Below are 13,154 nucleotides of genomic sequence, written 5' to 3' on the forward strand. Positions count from 1 at the left end.
AATGTCGACGAAGCTCATCTATTTCGCCTGGGTGCGCGAGCGGATCGGCAGACCGGAGGAAGAGGTCGAACTGCCGGCCGGCATCGAAACGGTCGCCGACCTGTTGCGCTGGCTGAAATCGCGCGGCGAGGAGTACGAGAACGCGCTGCAATATCCTGACGTGATCCGCGTCGCCATCAACCAGGAACATGTCGAGCACCGCGAGAAGATCGCCGGCGCGCGCGAGATCGCGCTGTTCCCGCCGATGACCGGTGGCTGAACCATGTCCGCGGTGGTGCCGGTCGTGCGCATCCAGGCGGAGGATTTCGACGTCGCCGCCGAGATCGCCAGGCTGACCAGGGGTCGCAACGATATCGGCGCTGTGGTGACCTTCTCCGGCCTTTGCCGCGACGAGCAAGGCAGGCTCTCGGCGCTCGAGCTCGAACATTATCCCGGCATGGCGGAAGCCGAGATATCCCGCATCGCCGGCGAGGCAATCGATCGCTGGCCGCTGCAGGGGCTCACCGCGATCCATCGCCACGGCAAGATCGCGCCCGGCGAAAACATCGTGCTGGTAGTGGCGGCTTCCGCCCACCGGCAAGCGGCGTTCGAGGCCGCGAATTTCCTGATGGACTATTTGAAATCACGCGCGCCGTTCTGGAAAAAGGAACACCATAGCGACGGTTCCGAGGGCGGCTGGGTCGACGCCAAGGATGCCGACGACAAGGCGGCGAGCCGCTGGAAGCAGCCGCCGTCCGAATAAATCCCGCGACAGCCATTCATTGACCGCAATCCTGCGAAACCCTTGGCCGGAAGGGGAGCAGGATCATGCTGGACAGGATCGCCGAGTTCTTCATCTTCGGACTGGTGCCGCTGGCCGTCGGCATCCTGGCCGTCCCGGATCGTTCCGCGGCTGCCGAAAAGACCCTCAAGGGCGAGGTGATGTATCGCGAGCGCATCGCGCTGCCGCCCAATGCCGTGCTTTCCGTGCAGCTTGCCGACGTGTCGCTGGCCGACGCGCCGGCCGCAATCATCGGTGAGCGCAAGGTGGTGCCGGCCGGCCAGGTGCCGATCAAGTTCGAGATCAGCTTCGATCCGCAGGTGATCCGGCCTGATATGACCTACGCGCTGCAGGCGCGCATCACTGTCGACGACCGGCTGCTGTTCGTCACCGATGCGCGCCACCAGGTCGACCCGCTCAGCGACGCGCCACAGACCATTATGCTGAAAATGGCGGCGCCGAGCGATGCGCCGGCGGCAGCCTCGGTGTTCGGCCAAAGCTGGCTGGTCGAATATATCGACGGTGTCGGCGTGATTGCCGAGCCGCGGGCGACATTCCGCATCAGCGAAGCCGGCAAGGCCGGCGGCAGCGGCCCTTGCAACGTCTATTTCGCCACTGCCAGGGTAGACGGCTCGACGATCGCCATCAGCGACATCGGCTCGACCTTCAAGGCCTGCGCGCCTCAGGTCATGGTCGAGGAAAAGGCGCTGTTCGAGGCGCTGGCCAAGGCGGCATCCTACCACGTCGACGCCGGCAAGCTTGTCATCATTGACAGCGGCGGCCGCGACATTCTGCGCTTCAACGCCGCGAGCTAGCGCATCACCCAAGCCGATTACTCTCTGCGGCAGCTGCATGCCGATCACGTTGTGTTTCAGCGGGAATAGGCCGGGCAGGGGGCGCGTTAGTTCCACATAAAATGGCGGGTAAGGCAAACGGGACGTTTGTCCCTTCGTTGAAGCCGCCAGAATGGCTGCGGCTCGTTCTGGCCTTAACTCAAAGGAGTCCAGACATGAAAACGCACACGCTTATCCTTGCCGCCACCGGTGCATCGCTCCTTGCCTTTACCGGCCTTGCCAAGGCGGACGACCATCTCGTCAATGCTCTTGACCACGGTCTCAAAGCGGAGAGCCAACCGTTCCAGACCAACAAGGCCGGCCATAGCGGCGATCTCGCACCGGGGCAGGGCAGCCCGTTTTCAGGTGAAGAGACCAAGACCCCGTCCACCGACACGGAAGCGGCGAACGAACATGCGAACGTGAAGGAACGCCAGGCGAAATAGACCGGCAGAACCCGCCGCTAGGGGGCGGCGGGCGACATGTATCGGGCGACGATGCCGCATTTCATGCGATATTTCTCAATTCGTCGCGAGTTTGAATACCGCGCCATAGTGATAGGGCGGCACATCAACCAGCTCGGCGAGCTTGAACCCGCTCGCTTCCACCGACGCGGTGGTCTGTTCGGGTGACAGCCTCAGCTCGGTCTTTGGCCCGCGCGGCTCGCCCAGGACCGTGGTCTGCTCGCGCGGATACTGGTGCCAGTTGACGATGGCAAAACGACCGGCAGGGCCAAGCGTCGCGCGCACGGCGCGGGCAAGCCGCGGCCGATCCGGAACGCCGTGGAAAGCGTTGGCGATAAAGACGAAGTCGACGGTTTGAGGCACCAGCCTGGCAAGTTCATAGGCGTCGCCCGCCAAAAACTCGCAATTGCTCGCGCCTCCTTCGGCCAGCCGCAGCCTGGCGACTTCGAGCAGATCGGCATCAATGTCGATAGCGATCACATGACGGGCGACCCTGGCGATTGGCAGCGTGAACCAGCCGTCGCCGCAGCAGAGATCGACCACGTCCGTGCCGGGCTTCATGCCGACTGCCGCCAGGACACTGGCAGGCTCGGGCCACAGCGCTTCCCACCAGCCGCTGGTTGGCATTTCGGTGCCTTGGAAGAAACCGGGAATGGTGCTGGTCATGGCCTGGTCGGCTCCATTGTCGGGACCGCGGTTGATCCGCCCCTCCGAGCTTAACGCACCCGTGACCCGTCGAGGAGCCTGAAGCTGAAAATGTCCGCTACTGCATGTCGCGCAAAAGTGTGCAGCGGTTTTGCGATAATGACATGCATCAAGACAAGAAACTTGAAGCGCGTCGCATGAGGCCGGTCGAACGCGACGCGCTTTAGCAAAAAAGGCCGGCGTTGCGCCGGCCTCTTCGATGGGGTTCGGGATGCCGGCTCAGCCGACGATCTCGGTGTCCGAGAACCAGTATTTGATCTCCTGCGCAGCGGTTTCCGGCGCATCGGAACCGTGCACGGAGTTCTCGCCGATCGACAGTGCGTGCAGCTTGCGGATGGTGCCTTCGGCGGCGCTTGCCGGATTGGTGGCGCCCATCACTTCGCGGTTCTTGGCAATGGCGTGCTCGCCTTCCAGTACCTGCACGACTGTCGGGCCCGACGACATGGATTCGACCAGCTCGCCGAAGAACGGACGCTCCTTGTGGACGGCATAGAAACCTTCCGCCTCGCGGCGGCTCATCCACACCCGGCGCGAAGCGACGACGCGCAGACCGGCATCTTCCAGCATCTTGGTGATAGCGCCGGTGAGATTGCGGCGGGTCGCGTCCGGCTTGATCATGGAAAAGGTGCGTTCGAGCGCCATGGGATCGTCCTTGTGATGGAGAGTGGAATTGAGGGTGGCGGGCTCTATACAAGCCGCCCGCCGCCTTGCCAAGGGGAGGCCGGCCCGGCGCGCATTTCTGCGCTGGGGCGGCGGACTTTCAAGTCGAACCATGCCGCCGCTCCATCTTTTTGCTGAGCATCGGATTTTCCAGAAACCGTACTCACTTTGGGTCCGATCGACTGGCCGCCCTATAGCGCGTCGTCGTCAGCCTGAGACTACGTCGTCATAACTGCATCTCAATCGTCAGGTTGGCCGTGTCGCCAGCCCCGAGGCCTTCGCGGACCCGCACCGCAGTCTTGATCGGCAAGAGCAGACTGCCGGATTTCTTGTCGGGAAACAGCGATGTCCGCCATCTGGTCTGGCCGACGACGGCTTCCACGCCAAGCGAGCCCCAGGGCCTTGCCATCCCCAGCATCGCCGTCTTGATCCGGGCTCCAAGCTCCGGCGGCAGCGTCACGAAATGCCAGCCGCCCTTGCCCGGATAGACCCAGATCTGGGCCTGCATGTCGTAGCGAAACATTCTATGCCCTTCCTCAGGTTAAGGCCGTCACGACTGGCTTTGCCATGGTGTCTTGCTGGCAATGATGACGATCGGCGAAACCATCCATGACATCCACAGCCCTGCAGGGGGAGGAGTCATTCTTCAGCGCAAAGAGGATGGCAGCGCCGCCATTGCACTACCGCCTTATCACGATCGAAGCGCGCCGGACCTCCCAGCCTTCCCGTTCCAGTTCCGGCACGCTGTGTTCCTCCGAGGGATAGCCGACGCAGAAATAGCCGATCAGCGTCCACTCCGCCGGCACGTCCATGATCGTCGCCATCTCGGCCGGATCGAGGATCGAGACCCAACCCATGCCTATTCCTTCGGCGCGCGCCGCCAGCCACATCGTGTGGACCGCCATGACAGCGGAATAGTCTATGGTGGCTGGCATGGTCAGGCGGCCGAGCCCATGCCCTTGCTCGGTTGCGCGGTCGGCGAAAACCGCAAGTTGGCAGGGCGCCTCATTCAAGCCGGCAAGCTTCAGGCGCGAATACAGGGCGGCGCGTTCACCGCAAAAGCTTTGGAGTGCCTCCGCGTTGCAGCGCTCGAAGCAGGCCCTGACGGCGGCGCGGCATGCCTCGCTCTCGGCGACGACGAAGCGCCAGGGCTGGCTCAGCCCGACGGACGGTGCGGCGCTGGCAAGCTCCAGTAGCCGCTCCAGCGCTCCATCGGGGAGCGGCGTCGACTTGAACCGCCTGACGTCGCGCCGCCACAGGAAAAGGTTGGCGAGCGCAGCGCGAAAATCGGCCGGGAACTCTGGGTTTGCGGTCATGGCGCGCTGCCTTTGTTGTGATTGCCCGGTTCGCCGGATGTTCGTCTTGTTTGCTTCGATCCAGGCGCTGATGAGGCGCTTCGAGCGACACTTCGTCTACCCGCATTGTCGCATTTCGCCGGCTGGCAACTTTCAGCTAAGGCCGGACGACGTCCCTGCCGGCAACGCCGTTGGACCTCGATCGGCAAAACAAAACCCGCCTCGGCAGGCCGGGCGGGCGTCGGTGCGAATCATCACCATATCGGGATTAGTAGCATAGCTGCCGGCACAAAGCAAGAACAAAATGTGCCGCCGCCGATGAAAACTGCCGATTTCAACTCTCGAGGCGGGAGATCGCTGCCGCCACGACGTTGCGGCCGAGGCCGCCATGCAGATCGAGGCATCGTTCGAACCATTGCGCCACGACGTCGCCGTCGTCGAGCAGCCGGTAGGGCGTGGCGATGCGCGCCCATTGCAGCGCGCCGAAGACGATGTAGTCGGCAAACAGCGCCGACCGGCCGCCGATGAACGGCTGATAGCCAAGCATCGAGCGCAGCGGCTCCAGCGAGGCGCGGAAGCCGGCGAGCCCGGCGTCGCGGGTGGCGTAAACCGCCTCCAGGCGCTTGCCGAAGCGCTGCTCGCGGTTCTGCCGGAAATAGGCGGCGTTCGCCTCGTCCTGCATGGCGTGCAGGTCCAGTATCGCAGCGGTGGTGACGTAGGGATGGATGGTCAGCTGCGACCAGCGTTCGATGAAGCGCGCCGTCGCCTTGCCGCCGTCGCCGGAAAACAATGTCGGGCGCTCAGGATAGGCCTCCTCGAGATAGAGCGCGATAGCGAAGGAATCGGCGACCACCGTCTCGCCGTCGCGGATCACCGGAACGAGCTTCGAGACGCCGCCTTCCACCTTCGGCACTTCGAGGAAACGGGTCGGCTCGCTGGTGATGTCGAGCCCTTTGTGGGCCAGCGCCATCGCCGCCTTCCAGCAATGTGGGCTGAATGGGCGGGCGGCGTCGCGTCCGACAAGGTCATAGAGCAGAATGGTCATTGGCGGCAGCGTCCTTGCAGTCTAACTATGCCCGAAACAGACCCGCGCAGGGGGTCTCGCAGGTCGAGAGAAAATGAAACAGCATTTCAGGATGTTTGCGGCCTACAATCAATGGGCCAACGGCCGCATCTACGATGCCGCCGCCGATCTCGACGAGGAAGAGTTCGACCGCAATGTCGGCGCCTTCTTCGGTTCGATGATGGGAACGCTCAACCACCTCCTGGCAGCCGACCGTATCTGGATGAAACGCTTCACCGGCGAGGGCGACGCGCCGGCAAGGCTCGACACGGTCCTGCACCGCGCCTTGCCAGGCTTGCGGCTGGCGCGCGAGGCCGAGGACAAACGGATCATCGACTGGGTCGACGGCCTGAGCGACAAGGCGCTGTCGGGCCGCTTCTCCTACATGACCGTCTCGGATATGCGCACCGTCTCGCAGCGGCTGGCGCCGGCGCTCGACCACTTCTTCAACCACCAGACCCACCATCGCGGCCAGGCGCATGCGATCCTGACCATTCTGGGCAAGCCAAGCCTCGGACTGGACCTGACGATGTTCCAGCGCAGCGAGGAGGGCAGGGCTTTCGCCTGAACCTGGGGCGGCTGGTGAAGCGGACGGTGGATAGAGGGCGATCTGCCGAGATTGCAAAACGCGCCAAAACATTTTATGGAGCGGACGGTCGTGAGGGCGGCCGCTTCAGCAGCATTCAGCAGCAACAGCGAGAATTGGCACGCATGCCCAATGAACCCTTGCGCCTTGTGGCGTTCTTCGCCGTGGTCCTGGCGCTCCTCAACTCCGGTTATTATTTCCACCAGGGCGACATTGTCGCGACCATCTATTTCATGATCGGCGCTATTCTTGTGACCGCGGTCACGCGGATGAGCATCAGAAGGCAGCTGATTTAGGACCGATCTCCTTATCTGGCCGCCATCTCGACGGCTGGTTCGCTTCGACTGCGATCGAATTGAAAGCAAAGTCTTAGGACTTCGTTTGCGCTGTTGCTTCAAGGTAGCCGGCTGAAGCAGGAGCAAAAGCATGCAGATCGATTTGTCCCCGACGAGCTGGGGCAGGGTCGTGGCGGTTACCGTCGCGGGCACGGCGGTCTGCATTGCAGCCGCGTTCTTCGTCGATTCCTTCAATTTCCCGTATTTGTCGCCGGAAGCGCTGTGGCGGGCGCAGCTCACAGACCTGCTGCTGCCGCTTGTCCTGGCCAGCTCGTTCTTCTTCTTCCTCATGTGGAAAATGCGCCAGCTGGCGATCGCGCAGAAGGTACTGGCCGTCGTCGCGGCGACCGACAGCCTGACGGCGGTATTCAACCGGGGTGCATTTTCCATGCTCGTCGAGGCCTATCTCGAACAGGCCCGCAGCCATTCCGTCGTAAATGCCGGAGCCTTGCTGATCGTCGATGCCGACCATTTCAAATCCGTCAATGACCGCCTCGGCCACGACTGCGGAGACCAGGCGCTCAAGCTGATCGCCAGGACAATCCAGGGCCAGCTACGCGGCGCCGACATCGTCGGCCGGATCGGCGGCGAGGAATTTGCGGTTTTCCTTCCCGGCGCGGATCCTTCGCAGTCCTGGCTGGTGGCGGAGACAATTCGCCGGCGCGTCCGTGAGGCGGAGTTCACGCCTGGCGGCCGGCCCTGTCCTCTCACGGTCAGCATCGGCGGCGTCGCCTTCAGCGGGCCGACCACCTACGCCGAGATGTTCGTGGTGGCGGACAAGCACCTTTACAAGGCCAAATCGAACGGCCGCGATCAGGTCAGTTTCGAAACCGCGGCAGCGGGCGACCCGCCGGGCGGCGGCCCGATGACGGTCCATTGATGGTCGTTTCTGTCAGGCGGCGTAGCCGCCGAGGCCCCGGGCGACCGGCTTGACCGAGACTGCCGGCTGGGCGGCCGGCCAGAGGATGCCTGCCGTTACGGCAAAGGTGATCAGGGCGTCGCGTGCCGCTTCGGCCGAGATCTCGCCGGCACGTGCCGCCTCGCAGGCCTTCACCGCGGCGCCATAGCTCAGCCGGCGGCGCGAAGGCGGGAACTCGGTGAGGAATTCGTGCATCTCGGAGAACGAAGCGATCGTACGCTTGTAGCCGGCGCCAACGGTTAGGGCGACCGGGGTGGAAAACGTCCTGTCGTGCATTCTGGCCTCTCGAATGGGCGGAGGTCACGGCGGACGCCGTTCTCCGGTCTGGGGGTCGGGCAGAAACGCGGATCACGGCGCGAGGTTCCATGTTGCCGGTATTGTTTTTTCGCCGGCTCCGGGAGCGGTCGCCGGGCGAGCAGCGCCGACGTCGAGGCGGGTGCCTATTTCCACATGCCGCGCATGCGGGCGCCGAGGTCGACACGCACCTGCGGCTGGCGGCGCGGATCGTCCGGGGCCTGGACGCTGGCCCAAGCCACCTGTTCGAAGGCGCCTAGGATCGAGCGCGGGATGAAGCGCGTGCGCGAGGCATAGACATGGCGGTCGCCGCGCGCCGCCTGGCCGTGGACGAAAAAGCGATGCGGCATGACCAGGTGCAGGCTGTCCTTGGCCCGCGTCATCGCCACGTAGAGCAGCCGCCGCTCTTCGTCGACGTCCTCCTTGCTGCCGACGCCGAGATCGATCGGGATGCAGCCGTCGACGGTGTTGAGCACGAAGACGTTCTTCCACTCCTGGCCCTTGGCCGAATGGATCGTCGACAGGATCAGATAATCCTCGTCGCGGTGCGGCGGGCCGGCCTCGTCGCTGGTCGCGTCCGGCGGATCGAGTGTCAGCTCGGTGAGGAAGCGCTCGCGCGACGCATAGCCGGAAGCGATCTGCTCGAGCTGCAGGAGATCGGCCCGGCGCGTCGTTGCATCCTCGTGGATACGTTCCAGATGCGGCTCGTACCAGAGCCTGACCTGTTCGATGTCGGCCGGCCATTTTTGCGCGCCGGCGCGCAGGCCGCTATAGAGCGCGACAAAGCCCGGCCAATCGTCGGCGGCACGCTGCGGCGGCCGATAGCGGGCAAGCCCCATCGTCTCGTCAAGCGAATTTGCCATGGTCTCGACGATCGCATTGGCGGCCGAAGGGCCGATGCCCGGCAGAAGTTGCAGCACGCGAAAGCCGGCGACGCGGTCGCGCGGGTTTTCGGCAAAGCGCAGCACGGCCAGCAAGTCCTTGACGTGAGCTGCATCGAGAAATTTCAGCCCGCCGAACTTGACGAAGGGGATGTTGCGGCGCGTCAGCTCGATCTCCAGCGGGCCGCTATGGTGCGAGGCGCGAAACAGCACCGCCTGTGCTTTGAGAACGGTGCCGGCCTCGCGTTCGGTGAGTATCGCCTGGCAGACATAGCTCGCCTGCTCGGTCTCGTCGCGCACACTCACCAGCTTCGGCTTTTCCGCAGATTTGCGCTCGGTCCAGAGATTTTTGGTGAAACGTTCCGACGCTTCGCCGATTACCGCATTGGCGGCCGCCAGGATCGTCTCGGTCGAGCGGTAGTTGCGCTCCAGCATGACGACCTCGGCCGGCTGCGCGAACTGCTTGGGAAAATCCAGGATATTGCGCACTTCCGCGGCGCGGAACGAATAGATCGACTGCGCGTCGTCGCCGACCACCGTCAGCCCCGATCCGTCGGGCTTGAGCGCCGTCAGGATCGATGCCTGCAGCCGGTTGGTGTCCTGGTACTCGTCGACCAGCACATGGTCGAAACGTGCACCCAGATGCGCGGCGATTTCCGGCTCGCCGGCCATCTGCGCCCAGTAGAGCAGCAGGTCGTCGTAATCGAGCACGTTCTGCCCCTGCTTGGCCTCGACATATCGGGCGAACAATTGCTTCAGCTGTTCGGCCCAGCCGGCGCACCACGGGAACACCGAACCCAGCACCTCGCCGAGCGGCGCCTGTGCGTTGACGGCGCGCGAATAGATCGCAAGGCAGGTGCCCTTGGTCGGGAAGCGGGCTTCGGTCTTCGAAAACCCAAGCTCGTGGCGGGCGAGGTTCATCAGGTCGGCGGAATCCTCGCGATCGTGGATGGTGAAGGCCGGATCGAGGCCGATCTTCAGCGCATAATCGCGCAGCAGCCTGGCGCCGATGCCGTGGAACGTGCCGGCCCAGCTCAGCGCATCGGTAATCACCGAGGCATCGCGCCCCAGCACCTCGCCGGCGATGCGCTCGACCCGCTTGGCCATTTCCGCTGCGGCACGGCGCGAAAATGTCATCAAAAGGATGCGGCGCGGGTCGGCACCCCTGACGATCAGATGCGCGACCCGGTGCGCCAGCGTGTTGGTCTTGCCGGAGCCGGCGCCGGCAATCACCAGCAACGGTCCGGCGATCTTGCCGTCGCCATGTTCGACGGCAAGCCGCTGCTCGGCGTTGAGCTTCGCCAGATAGGCCGGCTGGAAGGACGAATCACGGGCGGCGAGGTTCATCGCCCATCAAGCATCGTTTCTGCTTTGTTCGCAACGGTTTGCGGAGCCGGAATAGGGCCCGTGAGCGAAGAAGCCTTGCGGGCAGGCCTGTCGACTAACGCTCGGGCTCGACGCCCATCCTTGCCGATTGCCGCCGTAGCGCCTCGCGATCGTCCTGTGGCGGTGGCAACAGCAGCGGATCGAAATCGTCGGGCACCTCGTCGATCACTTTCTTGGCGACGCGATAGGCAACATAGACGATTGCCCCGGCGATGAGCAGACGGATCATGCCATCCTCCATTGATTGTGGAGCAACCGGAGACGCGGCATTTTGTTCCCGGGCCTCTTGGCGAATGCAGGAACGACACCGGCCGCGCAACCAAATCGCCGACGCCTCGTTGTCGGGCGAGAGGAGACTGCGATGAAAAAGCGCTCAATCCTGCTGCTTATGGCAGCTCTGACTGTTGCGGGTTGCGACAACAATATCCAGCCGACCAAGGCCCCTGGCGACACGGTCGATCAGAACCCGCAGGTCGACAAGAATCCGGTGCCGAAGTCGACGACCGGCGGCGATCAGCCCGGCACGCCGCCGAAACAATGACCGCCTCAAATGGCGTCGATCGGACAAGCGGCGCCGGTCAAGGAAGGTGGCCGGCGCCGCTTGGGAGGAAGCTGATGGCGCCGGCCAGGCGGAGATCAGGCCCGCCGCACATCCAAGGATAGCCGAGTCTTTCCGCAGCGTCATGGTCGATAGCGTACAGACGGCACGCCCCTGTGGACAAACCTGCCGGCCACAGCAGCGTTTGTTCATCACATAGTTCGTTCTTCCCATGGAACAAACCAAGCTGCTGCGTGTTTGGATGTCGATCGGACGCTCCCAAGGCCGCCGTTCACGAAAGAACCCGCTCTCCTTGTCCCCCCTCAGGATAGCGGGTTCTTTTTGCGTCTTGCGGGAAGTCGCGGCGCGCGGGGTCGACATCACCAGCTTTGTCGGTTTTCGCGGCTTATGCGGCGAACCGGGGCTCAAGCCCTTGCGAAGCATGGTTGTCCCGTGCAAAAGCCCGGCCATGCTGATCATCAACGACCTTTCGCTCCGCATGGCCGGACGCCTGCTTCTCGACCATGCCTCGCTGACCTTGCCGGCCGGCAGCAAGGCTGGCCTTGTCGGCCGCAACGGCACCGGCAAGACGACCTTGTTCAAGGCGATCACCGGCGATCTCGCCTCCGAAACCGGCTCGATCAGCCTGCCCAAGAACACGCGCATCGGCCAGGTCGCGCAGGAAGCGCCGGGCACCGAGGAGCCGCTGATCGAGATCGTGCTCAAGGCCGATCTTGAACGGAGTGCGCTGCTCGAAGAGGAAAAGACGGCGACCGATCCGCACCGCATCGCCGACATCCACATGCGGCTGGCCGATATCGATGCGCACTCGGCCGAGTCACGCGCGGCCACCATTCTCGCCGGCCTCGGCTTCGACGATGCCGCGCAGCGGCGCCCGGCCTCGTCCTTCTCCGGTGGCTGGCGCATGCGCGTCGCGCTGGCCGCCGTGTTGTTTGCCGAGCCCGATCTGCTGCTGCTCGACGAGCCGACCAACTATCTCGACCTCGAAGGCACGCTGTGGCTGGAAAACTACGTGTCGAAATACCCGCACACCGTGCTGCTGATTTCGCACGATCGCGACCTGCTCAACCGCGCCGTCAACTCGATCGTCCATCTCGACCAGAAGAAGCTGACCTTCTGGCGCGGCGGCTACGACCAGTTCGAGCGTCAATACACCGAGCAGCGCGAATTGCAGGAGAAGGGCCGGGTCAAGCAGGAAGCCGCGCGCAAGCACATGGAATCCTTCGTCGAGCGCTTCCGCGCCAAGGCGTCGAAGGCGAGGCAGGCGCAGTCGCGCATCAAGGCGCTGGAGAAGATGAAGCCGATCGCCGCGATCGTGAACGACGCGGTGCGGCCGTTCTCCTTTCCGGAGCCGGTGAAGTCGGTGGCCTCGCCGATCATTGCGCTGAACAACGTCAACGTCGGCTACACCGAGGGCGAGCCGATCCTGAAGAAGATGACGCTGCGCATCGATGCCGACGATCGCATCGCGCTGCTCGGCGCCAACGGCAACGGCAAGTCGACTTTCGCCAAGCTTTTGGCCAGCCGGCTGAAGCCGGAGACCGGCAGCATGACGGTCGCGCCCGGGCTGAAGGTAGCAATCTTCGCCCAGCACCAGCTCGACGACCTCAGGCCCGACGAAAACGCCTATGAGCATGTCCGCCGGCTGATGCCGGAGGCGCCGGAATCCAAGGTGCGCGGCCGTGTCGCCCAGTTCGGCCTGACCACCGAGAAGATGAACACCGCCGCCAAGGACCTGTCCGGCGGCGAGAAGGCGCGGCTTTTGATGGGCCTGTCGGCCTTCGAGGGGCCGAACCTGTTCATCCTCGACGAGCCGACCAACCATCTCGACATCGACAGTCGTGAATCGCTGATCCACGCGCTGAACGATTTTCCCGGCGCGGTCATCCTGATCTCGCACGACCGCCATCTGCTCGAAGCGACCGCCGACCGGCTGTGGCTGGTCAAGGACGGCGCGGTTAACCCATATGACGGCGACCTCGAGGATTACAAGACGCTGGTCACCGGCGTCTCCGGCGACCGCCGCGGCAAGCGCGAGGCGGACAAAGCGTCGAAGGCCGACCGCCGCCGCGATGCAGCCGCGCGCCGCGCCGCCTTCGAGCCGCTGGCCAAGGAAATCCGCGCCACCGAAGCGCTGATGGACCGCCTCCGCAAGCGCATCGACCTGATCGAGGACGAGCTCGCCAATCCGGCCGTCTACGAAAAGGACCCCTCGACCGCGACAAGGCTGGCCAAGGAGCGCTCACAACTTGCGCAACAGCTGGCCGGCCATGAGGAAAAATGGCTGTCGATGTCGGCGGAGTACGAGGAAGGCACGGCGGAGTAGGTGAGCGTAATCTCCCCGCTCGTGGGTTCCCGCCTGCTGACAGCCATTTGGAGCCGCCGGTCGTTGGAGTTTGATCAAGAGCGAGTCA

Annotated in this window: 17 protein-coding genes; 9 read left to right on the forward strand and 8 right to left on the reverse strand. The window is 64.0% G+C overall.

Annotated features, from left to right (window positions below):
- The first annotated feature begins 1 nt into the window (after window position 1).
- From moaD to NKI97_RS22505, 4 genes are all read left to right on the forward strand, one after another.
- Window positions 2–259: a molybdopterin converting factor subunit 1 gene (gene moaD, locus NKI97_RS22490; RefSeq protein WP_023677674.1), complete on the forward strand. Its 258-nt coding sequence runs from the start codon at window positions 2–4 to the stop codon at window positions 257–259.
- 3 nt (window positions 260–262) lie between these two features.
- Window positions 263–742: a molybdenum cofactor biosynthesis protein MoaE gene (locus tag NKI97_RS22495; RefSeq protein WP_352452953.1), complete on the forward strand. Its 480-nt coding sequence runs from the start codon at window positions 263–265 to the stop codon at window positions 740–742.
- Window positions 743–807: 65 nt separating this feature from the next.
- The gene (locus NKI97_RS22500) at window positions 808–1,575 is read left to right on the forward strand and encodes a YbaY family lipoprotein (RefSeq protein ID WP_352452954.1); all 768 of its coding nucleotides are present in this window, start codon (window positions 808–810) and stop codon (window positions 1,573–1,575) included.
- 194 nt (window positions 1,576–1,769) lie between these two features.
- A complete protein-coding gene (locus NKI97_RS22505; protein WP_352452955.1) occupies window positions 1,770–2,039 on the forward strand; it encodes a hypothetical protein in 270 nt (89 codons plus the stop codon).
- 75 nt (window positions 2,040–2,114) lie between these two features.
- On the opposite strand, the gene NKI97_RS22510 is transcribed toward NKI97_RS22505, so the two are convergent.
- From NKI97_RS22510 to NKI97_RS22530, 5 genes are all read right to left on the reverse strand, one after another.
- A complete protein-coding gene (locus NKI97_RS22510; protein WP_352452956.1) occupies window positions 2,115–2,723 on the reverse strand; it encodes a class I SAM-dependent methyltransferase in 609 nt (202 codons plus the stop codon).
- Between the two features lie 258 nt (window positions 2,724–2,981).
- Window positions 2,982–3,404 (reverse strand): nucleoside-diphosphate kinase, encoded by a 423-nt coding sequence (ndk, locus tag NKI97_RS22515; protein ID WP_352452957.1) that lies wholly within the window; start codon window positions 3,402–3,404, stop codon window positions 2,982–2,984.
- A gap of 244 nt (window positions 3,405–3,648) precedes the next feature.
- A complete protein-coding gene (locus NKI97_RS22520) occupies window positions 3,649–3,945 on the reverse strand; it encodes a DUF1905 domain-containing protein (protein ID WP_352452958.1) in 297 nt (98 codons plus the stop codon).
- A gap of 157 nt (window positions 3,946–4,102) precedes the next feature.
- Window positions 4,103–4,738, reverse strand: coding sequence for a 5,6-dimethylbenzimidazole synthase (bluB, locus tag NKI97_RS22525; protein ID WP_352452959.1), 636 nt, complete (start codon window positions 4,736–4,738; stop codon window positions 4,103–4,105).
- A 313-nt stretch (window positions 4,739–5,051) separates the two neighbouring features.
- Window positions 5,052–5,762 (reverse strand): glutathione S-transferase family protein, encoded by a 711-nt coding sequence (locus tag NKI97_RS22530; protein WP_352452960.1) that lies wholly within the window; start codon window positions 5,760–5,762, stop codon window positions 5,052–5,054.
- A gap of 73 nt (window positions 5,763–5,835) precedes the next feature.
- On the opposite strand from NKI97_RS22530, the gene NKI97_RS22535 reads away from it, so the two are divergent.
- From NKI97_RS22535 to NKI97_RS22545, 3 genes are all read left to right on the forward strand, one after another.
- A complete protein-coding gene (locus tag NKI97_RS22535) occupies window positions 5,836–6,348 on the forward strand; it encodes a DinB family protein (RefSeq protein WP_352452961.1) in 513 nt (170 codons plus the stop codon).
- A gap of 14 nt (window positions 6,349–6,362) precedes the next feature.
- A complete protein-coding gene (locus NKI97_RS22540) occupies window positions 6,363–6,662 on the forward strand; it encodes a hypothetical protein (protein ID WP_352452962.1) in 300 nt (99 codons plus the stop codon).
- 130 nt (window positions 6,663–6,792) lie between these two features.
- Window positions 6,793–7,581 (forward strand): GGDEF domain-containing protein, encoded by a 789-nt coding sequence (locus tag NKI97_RS22545; protein ID WP_352452963.1) that lies wholly within the window; start codon window positions 6,793–6,795, stop codon window positions 7,579–7,581.
- 12 nt (window positions 7,582–7,593) lie between these two features.
- Here NKI97_RS22545 and NKI97_RS22550 read toward each other — a convergent pair whose 3' ends face one another.
- The 3 genes from NKI97_RS22550 to NKI97_RS22560 all read right to left on the reverse strand — a co-directional run bounded on the left by NKI97_RS22550 (window position 7,594) and on the right by NKI97_RS22560 (window position 10,410).
- Window positions 7,594–7,896, reverse strand: coding sequence for a DUF982 domain-containing protein (locus tag NKI97_RS22550; RefSeq protein WP_352452964.1), 303 nt, complete (start codon window positions 7,894–7,896; stop codon window positions 7,594–7,596).
- 164 nt (window positions 7,897–8,060) lie between these two features.
- Window positions 8,061–10,142: an ATP-dependent helicase gene (locus NKI97_RS22555; protein ID WP_352452965.1), complete on the reverse strand. Its 2,082-nt coding sequence runs from the start codon at window positions 10,140–10,142 to the stop codon at window positions 8,061–8,063.
- Between the two features lie 94 nt (window positions 10,143–10,236).
- Window positions 10,237–10,410 (reverse strand): hypothetical protein, encoded by a 174-nt coding sequence (locus NKI97_RS22560; protein WP_023677660.1) that lies wholly within the window; start codon window positions 10,408–10,410, stop codon window positions 10,237–10,239.
- A 132-nt stretch (window positions 10,411–10,542) separates the two neighbouring features.
- On the opposite strand from NKI97_RS22560, the gene NKI97_RS22565 reads away from it, so the two are divergent.
- Together NKI97_RS22565 and NKI97_RS22570 are read left to right on the forward strand one after the other, a co-directional pair.
- On the forward strand, window positions 10,543–10,722 hold the full coding sequence (locus NKI97_RS22565; protein ID WP_023677659.1) for a hypothetical protein: 180 nt from the start codon (window positions 10,543–10,545) through the stop codon (window positions 10,720–10,722).
- Between the two features lie 466 nt (window positions 10,723–11,188).
- A complete protein-coding gene (locus NKI97_RS22570) occupies window positions 11,189–13,066 on the forward strand; it encodes an ABC-F family ATP-binding cassette domain-containing protein (RefSeq protein WP_023677658.1) in 1,878 nt (625 codons plus the stop codon).
- The last annotated feature ends 88 nt before the right edge of the window (window positions 13,067–13,154 follow it).

The organism is Mesorhizobium sp. M0296 (assembly GCF_040321675.1).
In the GTDB taxonomy this organism is placed as follows: domain Bacteria; phylum Pseudomonadota; class Alphaproteobacteria; order Rhizobiales; family Rhizobiaceae; genus Mesorhizobium.

Coding starts and splice junctions, on each gene's coding strand:
- moaD (WP_023677674.1), top strand. CDS start 2: ATGTCGACGAAGCTCATCTATTTCGCCTGGGTGCGCGAGCGGATCGGC.
- NKI97_RS22495 (WP_352452953.1), top strand. CDS start 263: ATGTCCGCGGTGGTGCCGGTCGTGCGCATCCAGGCGGAGGATTTCGAC.
- NKI97_RS22500 (WP_352452954.1), top strand. CDS start 808: ATGCTGGACAGGATCGCCGAGTTCTTCATCTTCGGACTGGTGCCGCTG.
- NKI97_RS22505 (WP_352452955.1), top strand. CDS start 1,770: ATGAAAACGCACACGCTTATCCTTGCCGCCACCGGTGCATCGCTCCTT.
- NKI97_RS22510 (WP_352452956.1), bottom strand. CDS start 2,723: ATGACCAGCACCATTCCCGGTTTCTTCCAAGGCACCGAAATGCCAACC.
- ndk (WP_352452957.1), bottom strand. CDS start 3,404: ATGGCGCTCGAACGCACCTTTTCCATGATCAAGCCGGACGCGACCCGC.
- NKI97_RS22520 (WP_352452958.1), bottom strand. CDS start 3,945: ATGTTTCGCTACGACATGCAGGCCCAGATCTGGGTCTATCCGGGCAAG.
- bluB (WP_352452959.1), bottom strand. CDS start 4,738: ATGACCGCAAACCCAGAGTTCCCGGCCGATTTTCGCGCTGCGCTCGCC.
- NKI97_RS22530 (WP_352452960.1), bottom strand. CDS start 5,762: ATGACCATTCTGCTCTATGACCTTGTCGGACGCGACGCCGCCCGCCCA.
- NKI97_RS22535 (WP_352452961.1), top strand. CDS start 5,836: ATGAAACAGCATTTCAGGATGTTTGCGGCCTACAATCAATGGGCCAAC.
- NKI97_RS22545 (WP_352452963.1), top strand. CDS start 6,793: ATGCAGATCGATTTGTCCCCGACGAGCTGGGGCAGGGTCGTGGCGGTT.
- NKI97_RS22550 (WP_352452964.1), bottom strand. CDS start 7,896: ATGCACGACAGGACGTTTTCCACCCCGGTCGCCCTAACCGTTGGCGCC.
- NKI97_RS22555 (WP_352452965.1), bottom strand. CDS start 10,142: ATGAACCTCGCCGCCCGTGATTCGTCCTTCCAGCCGGCCTATCTGGCG.
- NKI97_RS22560 (WP_023677660.1), bottom strand. CDS start 10,410: ATGATCCGTCTGCTCATCGCCGGGGCAATCGTCTATGTTGCCTATCGC.
- NKI97_RS22565 (WP_023677659.1), top strand. CDS start 10,543: ATGAAAAAGCGCTCAATCCTGCTGCTTATGGCAGCTCTGACTGTTGCG.
- NKI97_RS22570 (WP_023677658.1), top strand. CDS start 11,189: ATGCTGATCATCAACGACCTTTCGCTCCGCATGGCCGGACGCCTGCTT.